General features: G+C 52.6%; 13 protein-coding genes. All 13 read right to left on the reverse strand.

Features of this window, described 5'->3' with window-relative positions:
- Positions 1–87: 87 nt before the first annotated feature.
- Positions 88–627: a cupin domain-containing protein gene (locus tag JNE38_RS24425; RefSeq protein WP_203353691.1), complete on the reverse strand. Its 540-nt coding sequence runs from the start codon at positions 625–627 to the stop codon at positions 88–90.
- 114 nt (positions 628–741) lie between these two features.
- Complete coding sequence (locus JNE38_RS24430; RefSeq protein WP_203353692.1) at positions 742–1,491, reverse strand: ABC transporter permease; 750 nt, start codon at positions 1,489–1,491, stop codon at positions 742–744.
- A gap of 6 nt (positions 1,492–1,497) precedes the next feature.
- Positions 1,498–2,259 carry an ABC transporter permease gene (locus JNE38_RS24435; protein WP_203353693.1) on the reverse strand — a complete coding sequence of 254 codons (762 nt, stop codon included), beginning with the start codon at positions 2,257–2,259 and terminating at the stop codon, positions 1,498–1,500.
- The gene (locus JNE38_RS24440; RefSeq protein ID WP_203353694.1) at positions 2,259–3,053 is read right to left on the reverse strand and encodes an ABC transporter ATP-binding protein; all 795 of its coding nucleotides are present in this window, start codon (positions 3,051–3,053) and stop codon (positions 2,259–2,261) included. The genes JNE38_RS24435 and JNE38_RS24440 overlap by 1 nt, the downstream gene beginning before the upstream one ends.
- Before the next feature lie 88 nt (positions 3,054–3,141).
- On the reverse strand, positions 3,142–4,176 hold the full coding sequence (locus JNE38_RS24445; RefSeq protein ID WP_203353695.1) for an ABC transporter substrate-binding protein: 1,035 nt from the start codon (positions 4,174–4,176) through the stop codon (positions 3,142–3,144).
- A 208-nt stretch (positions 4,177–4,384) separates the two neighbouring features.
- A complete protein-coding gene (locus JNE38_RS24450; protein ID WP_203353696.1) occupies positions 4,385–5,203 on the reverse strand; it encodes a dienelactone hydrolase family protein in 819 nt (272 codons plus the stop codon).
- A gap of 3 nt (positions 5,204–5,206) precedes the next feature.
- Positions 5,207–6,055, reverse strand: coding sequence for an IclR family transcriptional regulator (locus tag JNE38_RS24455; RefSeq protein WP_275296604.1), 849 nt, complete (start codon positions 6,053–6,055; stop codon positions 5,207–5,209).
- Between the two features lie 9 nt (positions 6,056–6,064).
- Entirely contained in the window at positions 6,065–7,024 is a 960-nt protein-coding gene (locus JNE38_RS24460; protein WP_203353698.1) for a VOC family protein, read from the reverse strand.
- Between the two features lie 12 nt (positions 7,025–7,036).
- On the reverse strand, positions 7,037–7,822 hold the full coding sequence (locus JNE38_RS24465) for an SDR family NAD(P)-dependent oxidoreductase (protein ID WP_203353699.1): 786 nt from the start codon (positions 7,820–7,822) through the stop codon (positions 7,037–7,039).
- A gap of 14 nt (positions 7,823–7,836) precedes the next feature.
- Positions 7,837–8,346 carry an aromatic-ring-hydroxylating dioxygenase subunit beta gene (locus JNE38_RS24470; RefSeq protein WP_203353700.1) on the reverse strand — a complete coding sequence of 170 codons (510 nt, stop codon included), beginning with the start codon at positions 8,344–8,346 and terminating at the stop codon, positions 7,837–7,839.
- Between the two features lie 21 nt (positions 8,347–8,367).
- Positions 8,368–9,672 carry an aromatic ring-hydroxylating dioxygenase subunit alpha gene (locus JNE38_RS24475; protein WP_203353701.1) on the reverse strand — a complete coding sequence of 435 codons (1,305 nt, stop codon included), beginning with the start codon at positions 9,670–9,672 and terminating at the stop codon, positions 8,368–8,370.
- Positions 9,673–9,710: 38 nt separating this feature from the next.
- Positions 9,711–10,988 (reverse strand): MFS transporter, encoded by a 1,278-nt coding sequence (locus tag JNE38_RS24480; protein ID WP_203353702.1) that lies wholly within the window; start codon positions 10,986–10,988, stop codon positions 9,711–9,713.
- A 76-nt stretch (positions 10,989–11,064) separates the two neighbouring features.
- Positions 11,065–12,510, reverse strand: a complete 1,446-nt coding sequence (locus tag JNE38_RS24485; protein WP_203353703.1) for an aldehyde dehydrogenase family protein — start codon at positions 12,508–12,510, stop codon at positions 11,065–11,067.

The following is a 12,510-nucleotide window of genomic DNA, read 5'->3' on the forward strand; positions in this document are numbered from 1 at the left end:
AAAGAAAAGACCCGGCTGCGATATGTGCCGGTCCTTTCGCTGTATAGGAGGGAGCCTGTGGTGGCAGGCTCTCCCAGACATTCCTTCTTATTTTTGCTGTTCTGCTGCTGCAGCCGCTGCTTTCGCTTTCGCGCGCTCTACGCGGATCGCTTCCAGATCGCTGCCTTCTGGGTACGTAGGGATTTGTGGTTTTGGAGCGCCCAGCATGACAGCCATGATCGCTTCTTCATCACCCACGTTGCGAACACCGCGGTAGTAGCCTGGAGGAGACCAGATGCAATCGCGCTCGCCGAGTGGGATTTCATGTACCGTATCGCCCAGTTGTACCAAAGCAACGATTTTCCCTTTGATGACGAAGAATACTTCTTCTACGTCGCTATGCAGGTGAAGAGGACCTTCTGCACCGACTGGCAGGTACATGTTGCTCAGGGTGAAGTTGCCTGCTTGGATGACGTTGCTGTCCGTTGTAGCTACGCCGCCAGTACCCACATAACGGCATTGTGCACGACGGTATTTTGGATCTACTTCCTCTTGGAAAGAGAGTGCATTGTAGTCAAGCTTTCTTGTTTCCAGGCGGGCTACAAACTTTTGCTCAAACTCTTCAATCGTGATGTTTTGTTCACTCATGGGTAATGCCTCCTTAATATGTTTTATATAAAAAACGTTGTTTTGTATTTAAAATGATTATACGACCCTTTTCTTCAAAAGTCAATATTCGAAGTTGTGAGATAATTCCTGTAACTACTGCCAAAAAACGTATTTCCGCTGAATGAACTGCAGCAGAAGATTGAGCAAATACCCGACCAGTGTAATCAGGAGAACGCCAGCCAGTACTTTTTCCTGCATCAACGAGGCAGACATGTAGCTGAGCAGATAGCCCATGCCGACAGTGGAGCCGATCATTTCCGTCAGCACAGCGATGATAAACGCCAGCGGCAGGGCAATTTTCAGCCCCGTAAAGATAGAAGGCATCGTCGCCGGTAGGAGGATGCGCCAAAAGATCTGGCTGCTGCTCGCTCCCATGTTTTGTCCGGCCCACAGATAGAGCTTGCCGACACGGGTCGCGCCATAATAGGTGTTGAGCACGATCGGAAACAGGCACTCGATAAAGATCAAGGTGATTTTCGAAGCTGAGCCCAGTCCCAGAATGAATACGAGAATCGGGTACAGTGCCACGCGCGGGATCGGATAGCCGAGGGAAAACATCGGCTGCATCACATCATTGAGCATAGCCGAGCGGCTCATCAAAAGCCCGAGAGGCACTCCGACAAGGATCGCCAGGCCAAATCCGGCAAAGACCCTGAAAAGTGTCGTCGGCAGGTTTTCCATGAGCATCCCGGACGAAATCAGATCGAATGCGACCACGACCACCTTAGTCAGCGACGGGAAGAGACGCTCCGGCATGATATGCATGAATGCGATCACTTCCCAGGCCAAGACGATCCAGATGAGCGATTGGTATTGGATGAGGACATTCCATCCTTTTTTCATGTATGTCTACCCCCTGTTCTCCGACCACCAGAGCAAGCGCGCGCGGACAGCCAGTAAAATTCGATCAAACAAAAAGCCGAGCACAGCAATGATGAAAATGGAGACGAACATCAGGTCCGTGCGACCCGCCATGTCTGCGGTCAAGATCATGAAGCCCAGCCCCAAACCGTTGGAGGAGCCAATCATTTCCGAGGAAAACATCATGACAAACGTCAAACCGAGCGAGACGCGCAATCCGTCAAAAATCTTCGGCAAGGAAGCAGGCAAAATGATCTTCCACAAGATTTGTATGCGGCTCGCACCCATGTTTTGCGCCGCCCAGACGTAAACTTGCTTAACTCCATGCACGCCGTCCTGCGTCGCGATGAAACAAGGGAAAAAGGCCGTCAAAAAGATCAGCAGCACGCGCGTCGTGTCTGAGATGCCAAACCACACCATTAAAATAGGAAGCAAGGCAATTTTCGGTACAGGGTTGAGCACATCCACAATCGGGCTAAAGAAGGTTCCAATCGGCTTGAAATAGCCCGCCGCGATCCCGAGCACGATCCCGATGAGTGCCACCAGCAAAAATCCGATGATGGAACGATACAGGCTGGCCGCTGCATTGGTGAACAAATCGCCGCTCACGATCATGGCCCACAGCTCCTTCCCGATTACCACCGGACTGGAAAGGTACTCCGGGATCCACTGCAGCGAGGCAAGAGCTTGCCAGACGACAAGCAATGCGACCACTTCGATCAAGGCGATTTTGTGCAAGCGTTTATCCATCAGAAATCATCCTCTCCGCCCTTGCTGTGTTCTTGATGGAGCAGGTCCCAAATATGATTGCGAATGTCCAGGAATTCCTGTGTCTTGTGCACGTCGAGCTGACGGGGGCGCGCGAAGTCAATCTCGATGATCTCCTTGATGACTGCAGGGCGACCGCTGAAGACGACCACGATATCGCTCAAAAAGACGGCTTCGTCGATGTCGTGCGTGACGAACATGACGCTCTTGTTTGACTCCTGCCAGATGCGCTGCAGCTCTACCTGCATCTTTTCCCGCGTCTGTGCGTCGAGTGCCCCAAATGGCTCATCCATCAGCAGAACGTCCGGATTGAAAGCGAGGACACGAGCGAGGGAAATGCGCTGCTTCATCCCGCCGGACAGCTCGGATGGAAGGTTGTTCCGGAAGTCCCACAGGTGAACGAGCTTCAAATAATGCTCCACGATCTCGTCGCGCTTTGCCTTCTCCACTCCCTGCACCTCGAGCCCCCAGGCGACGTTGTCGTACACGTTTTTCCATGGGAACAAAGCAGACTCCTGAAACATCATGCCGCGGTCCGGCCCCGGCTTGTCGACTTCCTTTCCCCGAATGCGCACCGTTCCCGTCGATTTGGGAATGAAGCCTCCTACGATGTGCAAAAAGGTGCTTTTGCCGCAGCCGCTGGGACCCACGATGCTGACGAATTTGCCTTCCGGGATCTGCAGGCTGATTTCCTGGATCGCGGTGACCTCTTCTTTTCCTCGCGTATAGACTTTGCGCAACTTCTCGATATCGATAGCGGGTGTCTTGGTTTGCATGCCGATCTTCTCCTTCGCTGTTTTTTGGGGCTACATAACATCGGCGGCCCCTATGCTGGGAAATAGGGACCGCCGTTCATAAAAGCGTTTATTGCGGCAAGTAGGACATATCGATGATCGTGCTCAGGTCAACCGGCTTGTCCAGCCATTTTTCTTGCAACAAAATGTCTTGCACACTCTTCCAGCCTTCTTGATCCACTTTACCGTCAGTAGAGCGGTTGTTATCGGTCAGATTGATGTAGATGTCTGGATCTGCTTTCACTTTTTGTTTTTCGATCAACAATTTACGAGCTTCTGGACCATTCTCGTTGTAGTACTTCAGCGCAGCCACGTAATCGCTCAGGAAGTCTTTTACTGCTTGTTCGTTGTTTTTCAGGAACTCGGGGTTCGCCATCATGGACAAGAAGTCCTCATCTACCTGAACGCCTGTCTTTGCGTTGAACACTTCCTTGAATTCTCCGCCCTTCAGCGCTGTCGCCCCAAACGGCTGCGGGAATACGCCGATGTCGATTTTCTTGGACTTCACTGCTTCCGTCATCGAAGGGATCGGAATCACGGCGTATTTCACATCTTTGTCCGGATCCAGTCCGGCGGAGCGAACGGCAGCTCGCGCCCACATGTCTGTCGGAGATTTGAAGTCAGGAATTCCGATGACTTTTCCTTTGACATCAGCCAAGCTGTTGATGCCGGAATCGTTTAGCGCCATGAACATGGTGTTGAAGCCTTTTCCTGGCGTTTCTTTAATGACAGAGGCGATCACTTTGAGCGGGATACCTTGGGAAGCCGCGACCAAAGTGGCACCTTGACCGATGGATGCAATGTCAATCTGGTTTGCCTGATAAGCATTCAGACGGTCAGCATTGGCACGGAACTGCGTAATGTTGAGTGTGTAGCTCTTTCCCTGATGCGGGGTCAAGGAAGGATTTACCTGCATCAGCCAAAACGGCTCCTCGGATGAAAAGCCGCCGCCTAATCGGATCTCTACCGGCTGGCTTCCTCCACCCGCTGCTTGTCCGCCAGACGCAGGCTGAGAGGATGGCTGGGCGGATTGCCCCGATCCACAGGCTGTCAACCCGACTGCCAGACCCACTATCATTGCGATTTTTCCCATGCTTTTTCTCATAAGTGACCCCCCGGAAATAATCTTGTGTGTTTTGTATTAGAAACAGAGTTTTGCTATATAAATATTATGCTAGGGTTATATAGTTGTCAATATTGAAAACCTTAAAAAAAGTCAAAATATTATTTGCTTATAAACAATGAGCTATGGGTATGAAAAAAAGACCCCCCATAAGAGCCATATCGACTCTTACAGAGGGTTTCCTCCCTTTTTATACCAGTATCCGATTGAAGAATTTCAGCGTTTTCTGCCATGCATCACGAGAAGCACCGACATGGTAGGCACCGCGTGTATCATTGAAGAAAGCGTGGTGCGCCCCCTCATAGACTTCAAACGTGAATGCCTTGCCTGCCTCTTTCATGTCCTCGATGAATTCTGGCAAATGGGCATTGATCTTGCTATCCAGCTCACCGAAAAATCCGAGAACAGGGCATTGAATGGTGGCAATCTGCTCTTTGCTCAGCAGATGTCCGTAGTAGACCACAGACCCGGCCAGTCGAGGTTCTGTGGAAGCCATGAGCAGAGAGAGCGCTCCACCTATGCAATAGCCTGTGGATGCTACCTTTTGCCCTTTGGACAGCTCGTACTCCCCGAGGAAGGCCACAGCTGCCTGCAGCTTTTCCAAAAGCTGCGGCAAACGCTTCAGGTTGGCAAATACATCCGCATACGTCGCGTGGAGCTCCTCACGTGCTTTTTCAGGCTGTTGCTCCAGAGCAGCCTCACGTGCCACGGCATCATGCCATGCAGGCGGCGGCAGCGTCTCGAGGAAAGCTTTGACCTGCTCGATACGCTCCTCTGTCATGCTCTGTGGCCTTTTTCCCTCTACCGCGTACAGATCGGGTGCAACAGCCAAAAAGCCGGCCTTGGCAAAGCGATCCGTCAGATCGAGAATATGGGCATCCGTACCCCAAATCTCCTGGATCACGAGGACGACAGGCAGTGGCGTCTTTGCCCGCTCCATGCGGGACGTGTACATGCGATGCAGGGCGCCATTCTGTTCAAAATGAACCCATTCTGTTTTCAGCGACATCTTTTATCCCATCCTTTTGGATTCCCGGTAACCGTAGAATGCGGACAGCTTCTCCGCTGATTCGCAAATCAACGGCAGTACGTGCTTTTCCACACGCTCGATCGGCATGATCGATTCATGGGCTGCGACACTCACGGCTGCGACAGCTTTTCCCGTCTCATCAAAAATCGGGGCAGACACAGAGCGGATTCCCACCTCAAACTCCCCGCTGCTGACGGAATACCCCTGTGTGCGTACCACTTCCAGCTCCTTGAGGATCGCAGTCATCATCGTCTTCGTATCCTTGGTGTAGGATTGCAGATCAGATAGCAGCAAGAGCTCTTCCCACGTTTCCCTCGGCTGGAAGGCCAGCAGGATCTTCCCTACTGCCGTCGCATGTGCGGGCAGGCGTGAGCCAATCGAAACACTGACTGTCGATGGCCCTCGCGCCTGTTGAACCGCCACAAAAACGACCGCAGTGTCATCCAAGATGCCGATGTGAGCAGAACCGCCAGTCTCATCCCGCAGCTTTTCCAGGAACGGTCTCGCAACCTCGGTGATTTGCAGCGTGTTCAGGTAGGCAAAGCCAAGCTCCAGCACTTTTGGGGTCAATTCGTACCGTTTCGTTTCTTCATTCTGCTTCAAGTAGCCGAGTGATTGCAGTGTAAACAATAACCGGAACGGCGCCGTCCGGCTAATCCCCAACTGGTTGGCGATTTCCACCAGAGAAAGCGTTGGTTGCTCTGCCCTAAATAGCCGCAAGATTTCCAATCCCCTCATAAGGGAGCTGGAACTGTATCGATCTTTTTCAAGTTTTGCCAACGTCGTGTCTCTCTCCTTTCTGGAACCTGAGGCATCCGTCCCACCTTTCATTTACACCCGTTATCCTTCGAATTTCTCCAGAAGCTCGATAATCACATGATAATCAGAAGTCGTATCCATGTAGGCGTATCTGCCCTTCCCGTTCCAGAAGTTCCCTGTCTGAATCACAGGATAACCTTTCTCCTCCATGAGCGCGATTTTCTCGTCCATGTTTTTCACCAGGAAGGAGATGTGGTGGACGCCTTCGCCTTTCGTCTCAAGATGTTCCTTCCACGTGCTGGGTGAATCGCCTGGCTCGATCAGCTCGATCTCGATCAGCGGCGTTTTGATGAAAAGGAAGCGTGCTTTTGCTTCGGTCTCCTCTCCCCGGAAGACCACCTGCGTCACTTCGCTCGGACCTTCTTTCAGCACGTTCGGCTTTTCCACTCCCAAGAGAGAGCAGTAAGCATCAGCCGCTGCATCCAGGTCTTTGACCACGACCGCGATCTGCGTCAGCGTGTCTGTTCCGAGAAGGGGCTGCGGATCATCTGCCCCTCTTGGTTTCACCGGAGGAATCGGCTGGGGCTCGTCGCGCTCCAGCAGCTCGACCATCGTCTTGCAAGCCGGAACAGTATCCACATAAGCGTAGCGACCTTTGCTAGCCGTAAATTCACCGGTTTGAATGACGGGGTACCCGTTTTCTCCGAGCAGCGCCACCTGTTTTTTCATGTCATCCGTATTGAAAGCCACGTGGTGGATGCCTTCCCGCTCATTCAGGAAGTCTCTCATCGTGCTCGGCTCCTGGTCCGGCTCGATCAATTCAATCTGTACGGAAGGCGTATTGATGAAGATCAGCTTGTTGCGCGCATCAGTCGGCACGCCGTTGTAGACGATCTGGGAAACCTCGCGCGTCCCCGTCAAAAACCAATTCGGCTTTTCCACGCCGAGCAGGGTAGCGAACGCCCCCGCTGCTTTTTCGATGTCACCCACAACAAAACAAATCTGGTTCAGTTCACTGGTTCCGAGTAAGGCTTCTCTCATATCTGTATCCTCCTATCCGAGTCCGCGCACGACCAGCCCACCGTCGCTGGCAAGCACCTCGCCGGTGATCGCACGGGCTTTGTCTGAAGCTAGCAAGACATATGCGCCCACATGATCTTCTGCTTCCATGGCAATTTGAAGCGGGTTGCGTCTCTTGATGCTCTTCGCCTTCGTCTCGTTGTCCACGATATTGACAAACGGACGCAGGGGCGGGATGACGGACAGCGCCGTCAATGTACCGCCGGGAGCCACGGCATTCACCCGGATATCCGGAGCCAATTCGAAAGCGAGCTGACGCAAAAGGCCGATCTGAGCATGCTTGCTCGCCGTGTACCATACGCCTCCGCCATCAGGATAGAAGCCTGCGCCCGACACGGTGAAGATCATGTTCCCCCGCGTCTGCTTCAGTGCATCTACCGCCGCTTTTGCAGCGAAAAAGCTCCCTTTCACATTGATGGAAAACAGCATGTCGTAGGCTTCCGACATCGCTTCCGGCGTGACATCGACGAATTTGGCGAATGCATCGAACACACCTGCGTTGGACACGAGAATATCCAACTTGCCAAATGCCTCCACAGCACATTGCACGGCTCGCTGATGATCTTCATACACAGTCACATCGCCCGTGATGGTGCGGACCTTGTCTCCCAGCTGCTGCTCAAGCTCACGAAGCCCATCTGCCGATCGGTCCAGTACGGTGCAGGTTGCCCCTTCTTTGATGAATGCCTCTACGACCGCTTTGCCAATCCCGGAGGCACCTCCTGTGATATATACCGATTTTCCGGAAAGCTCTGCCATCCCCGTCATGCCTCCTATACGAAAATTGCCAGGTTACGTGTGTTGATCGTAGTCTGGTCGATCACGAAGAAACGCTTGGACAGCTTCCACTCGCCATCCACATAGAGGAATTCATCCGTGCGCTCGCCGGAGACCAAATCGTGGTGAATATCCGTCGAGCGGCTTCGGTACAAGAGCAGATAGCTTTTGACGACTGCACGCTCATTGGGTACGTACTCTTCTACGCGAACGTTGTTGACGGAGCGGCGCGTGCGGGACGGAGGAATCTCCGCCCAGGCGTAATCTGTCTTCAAGCGCTCTACACGCAGGGACAGGAGGTGGTGGTCGTCATGAAAGGCGAACATGTCTGTCGCGTAGTCAGGACGCTCGATCCCTTCCTTGTTTACGCGAACAGGCATCGAGTACATAATGTCGGGATGCATCAGCGCAAACCAGCCGTCAAAGTCGATATCATCCAGCAATTTTGCTTCGCGGTACAGCCATTGCGAAAATTCGTAGGTAGCCAGCATCATTTCCATGCTCATAGCGTCTTCCTCCTTTGGCGATTACGAGTTCATCAAATTCAGCCAGTAGCGGTAGTAGTTCCGTGAGTTGGCTTCCGAGAATTTATCTCCGTAGGCAACACCAGGACCAGGGAAATCGGTGACCGGCTCACGATGCATACCCATTGTGTAGTTGTAGGTCAGCTTCTTGGCGAAAGGCATGACCCCGCTGGCCGCCGCTGTGATATCGGTGAAGACCTCGGTATCATCCTGCTCGAAAATGCCGGATGGGCTGAAGGTCAGGATATACGATTCGCGGGAACGGTACTTCCAATCCTCGGATGCGTTTTTCTCCACCAGGAACCAGGTCATGACCTCCATCTTGTCTGGTCCGATCGGCTTCCACAGACGCATGGTTGTGTTGGAGATGAGCTGTCCTTTTACCTTGGTGTGCGATACCAGAATGGACAGGTTCGGGAACAGCGTGCCGATCAGGTTTTTCATGTTGGAAATCAGATCGAACTGCTCTGTCGTCAAGTGAGACTTGAACTCGTCCTTCAGCTCCTCCGGGAATGGAAAGTCGGGGTTCGGCATCCCGATCAGACATCCGTGCCCGTTATCCGTATGAACCTGGTAGCCTTTTTTCGAGTATGTCGCGCTAGGCACCATGCCGAGCTGTGCGATCGAGCCATGAGTCACCATCGTGTGGTAGGAGTCGCTCACAAAGTTGTCGGAACCGATTTTCCAATTGGAGTGCACGATGAATTTTTGCGGCGGTCCCACGACTTCCATCTCCGTACGGCCCAGACCGATGTCCAGGTACCATTTGAAATCGCTGAGGAAATCGTCGAGCGGCTGCGGATTGTCGTTCCAGGTACCGAAGATCAGACCGCGGTACGTACCGATCGTCACTTTGTTCAGGCCCATGCTCGATGTATCCAGCTTACCTCCGTAAATATCATTCTGCAGCGGAACCCCGATCAGCTCACCTGTATTTTTAAAGTTGAATCCGTGGTAAGGACAAGTGAAGTTCGCTTTGTTTCCGTGATCCGCACGGCAGAGCTTCATGCCGCGGTGCGTACACATGTTGTAGAAAGCGCGAATTTCTTCGTCTTGACCGCGGGAAATGATCACGGAATAACCAGCCAGATCCCGGAGCATATAGTCGTTTTTGTTTGGAATTTCAGACTCGTGGCCGAGCAATACCCATGTTTTCATGAAGATTTTTTCGTGTTCCAGCTTGTAAATCGTCGGATCCGTCAGAATGTAAGCGGGAATGACTCCTTCTTCCGGCTTCATCGTTTCGTTCAAATATTGAAGAGCCTCTTCCCGCGTCATTTCGTCCAAACGCAATTCTGGCTTAGCCATGCGTGATCACTCCAATCTCAAATTACAGTATCGAAAACCTAGGAAACAGCTCTCGCCCGTTCAGCCTGCTTGATCTGGACAGCTTCTACGGCCTCGCGCTTCAAGGTAAAGAGGTAGGCGACAAAACCAATCAGGGCAATGGCAATCAGCATCAGGATCGATGGCCCGAAGTCCCCGCCGGAAACATCCCGCATCCAGCCCATGATGTAGCTCGCAAAACCACCCAGAATATTCGTGAAGCCCATCAAACCAGCCGCACGCCCTGCTGTTTCAGGCGTTGAGAATTTCACGATAAACAGGTTGCTCAGATGGAACACGCCGCCTTGCGTCCCCATGGCGAGTCCGATGGAGATACCCGCGACGATCGGATTCGTGGCACTGACGGCAATACCGAGGAAAAGCGCACAGAGTCCGAACAGAATAGCGGCGAGCAGGCCTGGACGTTTTGTTTTATCTGACAAGTAACCACACACCAGTACAAAGACGAGTGCAAACAGCCAAGAGAGAGAGGTAATGCCCGCCATCGCTTCACGTGCAAAGCCTTTTCCCTGGGTCAAATAGGTCGGGAGCCAAATACTCAATCCGAAGAACAGGAAGGACGCAACCAGCATCCCGATCCACACGATCCAGTAACGGAAATCTTGCGCAAAGTTTTGCTTCTCTTCCACTGGTCCATCCGTGCTGCGGATGAATGCCAATTCTTCCTTGCTCAGTTTTGGATGGTCCTCCGGCTTATCCCGTGTCATGAAGTAGAACATCGGGATGTTGATAATCAGGTTGCAGGCAGCCAGGATGAAGAAGGAAGAGTGCCAGGTCAGGTTGGCAATCAGAATGGACAGCACCAGTGCCCCGAGCGCCGGGCCCAGATAGTTCCCTGAAATCCAGGACGCTTGCGCTCTGCCCAATTCATTGCGATTGAACCAGTTGGCGATAAATTTCCCGGATACCGGGATCATGATCCCTTCCCCGATCCCCAGGATGATGCGGGAGACCACGAACATTTCATAGGAAGTGGAAAGTCCAGCCAGCACCATCGTGACGGTCCATACGGCGATTCCCAGCATGGCTGTCTTGCGAGCACCCAGCTTGTCGATGACAACGCCCCAGAACAGGTTGGACAAAGCATATGCTACCGTAAAGATAAAGGTCAAAAACCCGATCTTTGCATTTTTATCCGGACCGATAAGTCCCATGTCCTGCAGAAAGCCCGGATCTGTTTGAATGACGGAGATCCCCAGCTTGTCGATCTGGCCAAAGAACCAGAAGAAGAAGATTGGCAACGAAATGTAAACCCATCGCATGTTTTTGCTCAGCATATCTGCAACAACCCCCTGATGACTGGACACGTGTGTTTCAGTCGTAGTTGAATATCAACGTCGGCGATGCTTCTGGCTAGTTGGCAAATCCGTAGGTATCAGCAAAGAGATCAATTCCGCACATTTGGGTTTCCCTGCTCAGTCCGCTTTCTTTCAGACCTGGGAAGTCGTAGTGCAGGTCTTGGAAAATCGTATGGTTGTTGAAGAAGACAGCACCTGCGTCCAATTTATCTGCAAAAGATTCAGCCAACTGCTGGTCAGCTGTCCATACAGATGCACGCAAGCCGAATTCGGTGTCGTTCGCCATCGCGACCACTTCGTCCAGATCCGAATACTTCAGGACGGGAATGACCGGTCCGAACTGTTCGGCACGCACCAGCTCGCTCGATTGATTGACGCCAGTCGCGATCGATGGGAGCAGGAAGTAGCCTTGATTCCAGGATTCTTCATCCAGCTTTATGCCGAGTGTCTCGACGTGTGCTCCTTCTTGTTTCGTGCGTTCAATCAGGCCTGTCACATAGTCGTATTGCGCCTTGTTGTTGATCGGACCCATCATCGCATCCGGCTGCATGCCGTTTCCGACGATCATGCGCCCAAATTCACGAGTCAGCTTGGCCATGAACTCTTCGTAGCGGGATTCGTGTACGTAGACGCGTTTGATTGCCGAGCATACCTGACCAGCTGCTCGGAGGATGCCCATGCGAATGCGCAGCATCGCTGTTTCATCCAGAACCGCATCAGGCAAAATCAGCGCCGGATCGTTTCCGCCCAGCTCCATGTACAGCTTTTTCACCGTACCGGAGGACATGCTCATAATGCGCTTGCCTGTCTCCGTGCTGCCTGTAAATGCGATGGTGCGCACGCGAGGATCTGCGCAAATCTGTTCTCCCACAAGTGCGCCGGAACCCGTCACGATGTTGATCACACCCGGTGGCAATTGCTCCGCTACGACTTTGAGGGTAGCGAGTACGGTCAGCGGACAATCCGTCGCCGGTTTTACGACGACTGTGTTCCCTGCGAGAATGGCGGGAATGACACGCTTAAACGTGAGAATCATCGGAGAATTCCAGGGAGAAATGACAGCGGTTACACCTCTTGGCCTTCTGCGCAGCTGCACCATCTGTCCACCCGGGATAGACTGTGGCTGCCACCATTTCACCAAAGCGTCTGCCCCTTGGCTCATGATCTCCACACAGCGCATGATGTCTTTCTTTGCTTCTACTTGAGGCTTTCCATTTTCACGAACAAACAATGGTACGGTTTGCTCAATGATCGGTGCGAGGTGCTTGGAAGCTTCCTTTACCAGCTCGGCTCGCTTCTCGGCGGAAGTAGCTGCCCATGCTGGATACGCCAATTCAGCTGCATCGATCGCTTGCTTGACATCGTCTTTGGAGCAAAGCGCGACTTGCCCTACTACTTCTGTGAGAATGGCGGGGTTGGTCACATCTGTGACCTTTGCCCCTTTTACCCACTCGCCGCCTACCAGAAATTGGCCGGAAATGCTAGGAAATGCGTTTGACAT

It is taken from the genome of Brevibacillus choshinensis (assembly GCF_016811915.1).
GTDB classification, from domain to species: domain Bacteria; phylum Bacillota; class Bacilli; order Brevibacillales; family Brevibacillaceae; genus Brevibacillus; species Brevibacillus choshinensis_A.

Excerpts from the sequence above, each read along its gene's own strand:
- JNE38_RS24485 (WP_203353703.1), bottom strand. The coding sequence starts at position 12,510 with ATGTCAAACGCATTTCCTAGCATTTCCGGCCAATTTCTGGTAGGCGGC.
- JNE38_RS24475 (WP_203353701.1), bottom strand. The coding sequence starts at position 9,672 with ATGGCTAAGCCAGAATTGCGTTTGGACGAAATGACGCGGGAAGAGGCT.
- JNE38_RS24450 (WP_203353696.1), bottom strand. The coding sequence starts at position 5,203 with ATGTCGCTGAAAACAGAATGGGTTCATTTTGAACAGAATGGCGCCCTG.
- JNE38_RS24430 (WP_203353692.1), bottom strand. The coding sequence starts at position 1,491 with ATGAAAAAAGGATGGAATGTCCTCATCCAATACCAATCGCTCATCTGG.
- JNE38_RS24460 (WP_203353698.1), bottom strand. The coding sequence starts at position 7,024 with ATGAGAGAAGCCTTACTCGGAACCAGTGAACTGAACCAGATTTGTTTT.
- JNE38_RS24425 (WP_203353691.1), bottom strand. The coding sequence starts at position 627 with ATGAGTGAACAAAACATCACGATTGAAGAGTTTGAGCAAAAGTTTGTA.
- JNE38_RS24435 (WP_203353693.1), bottom strand. The coding sequence starts at position 2,259 with ATGGATAAACGCTTGCACAAAATCGCCTTGATCGAAGTGGTCGCATTG.
- JNE38_RS24445 (WP_203353695.1), bottom strand. The coding sequence starts at position 4,176 with ATGAGAAAAAGCATGGGAAAAATCGCAATGATAGTGGGTCTGGCAGTC.
- JNE38_RS24480 (WP_203353702.1), bottom strand. The coding sequence starts at position 10,988 with ATGCTGAGCAAAAACATGCGATGGGTTTACATTTCGTTGCCAATCTTC.
- JNE38_RS24440 (WP_203353694.1), bottom strand. The coding sequence starts at position 3,053 with ATGCAAACCAAGACACCCGCTATCGATATCGAGAAGTTGCGCAAAGTC.
- JNE38_RS24455 (WP_275296604.1), bottom strand. The coding sequence starts at position 6,055 with ATGAAAGGTGGGACGGATGCCTCAGGTTCCAGAAAGGAGAGAGACACG.
- JNE38_RS24470 (WP_203353700.1), bottom strand. The coding sequence starts at position 8,346 with ATGAGCATGGAAATGATGCTGGCTACCTACGAATTTTCGCAATGGCTG.
- JNE38_RS24465 (WP_203353699.1), bottom strand. The coding sequence starts at position 7,822 with ATGGCAGAGCTTTCCGGAAAATCGGTATATATCACAGGAGGTGCCTCC.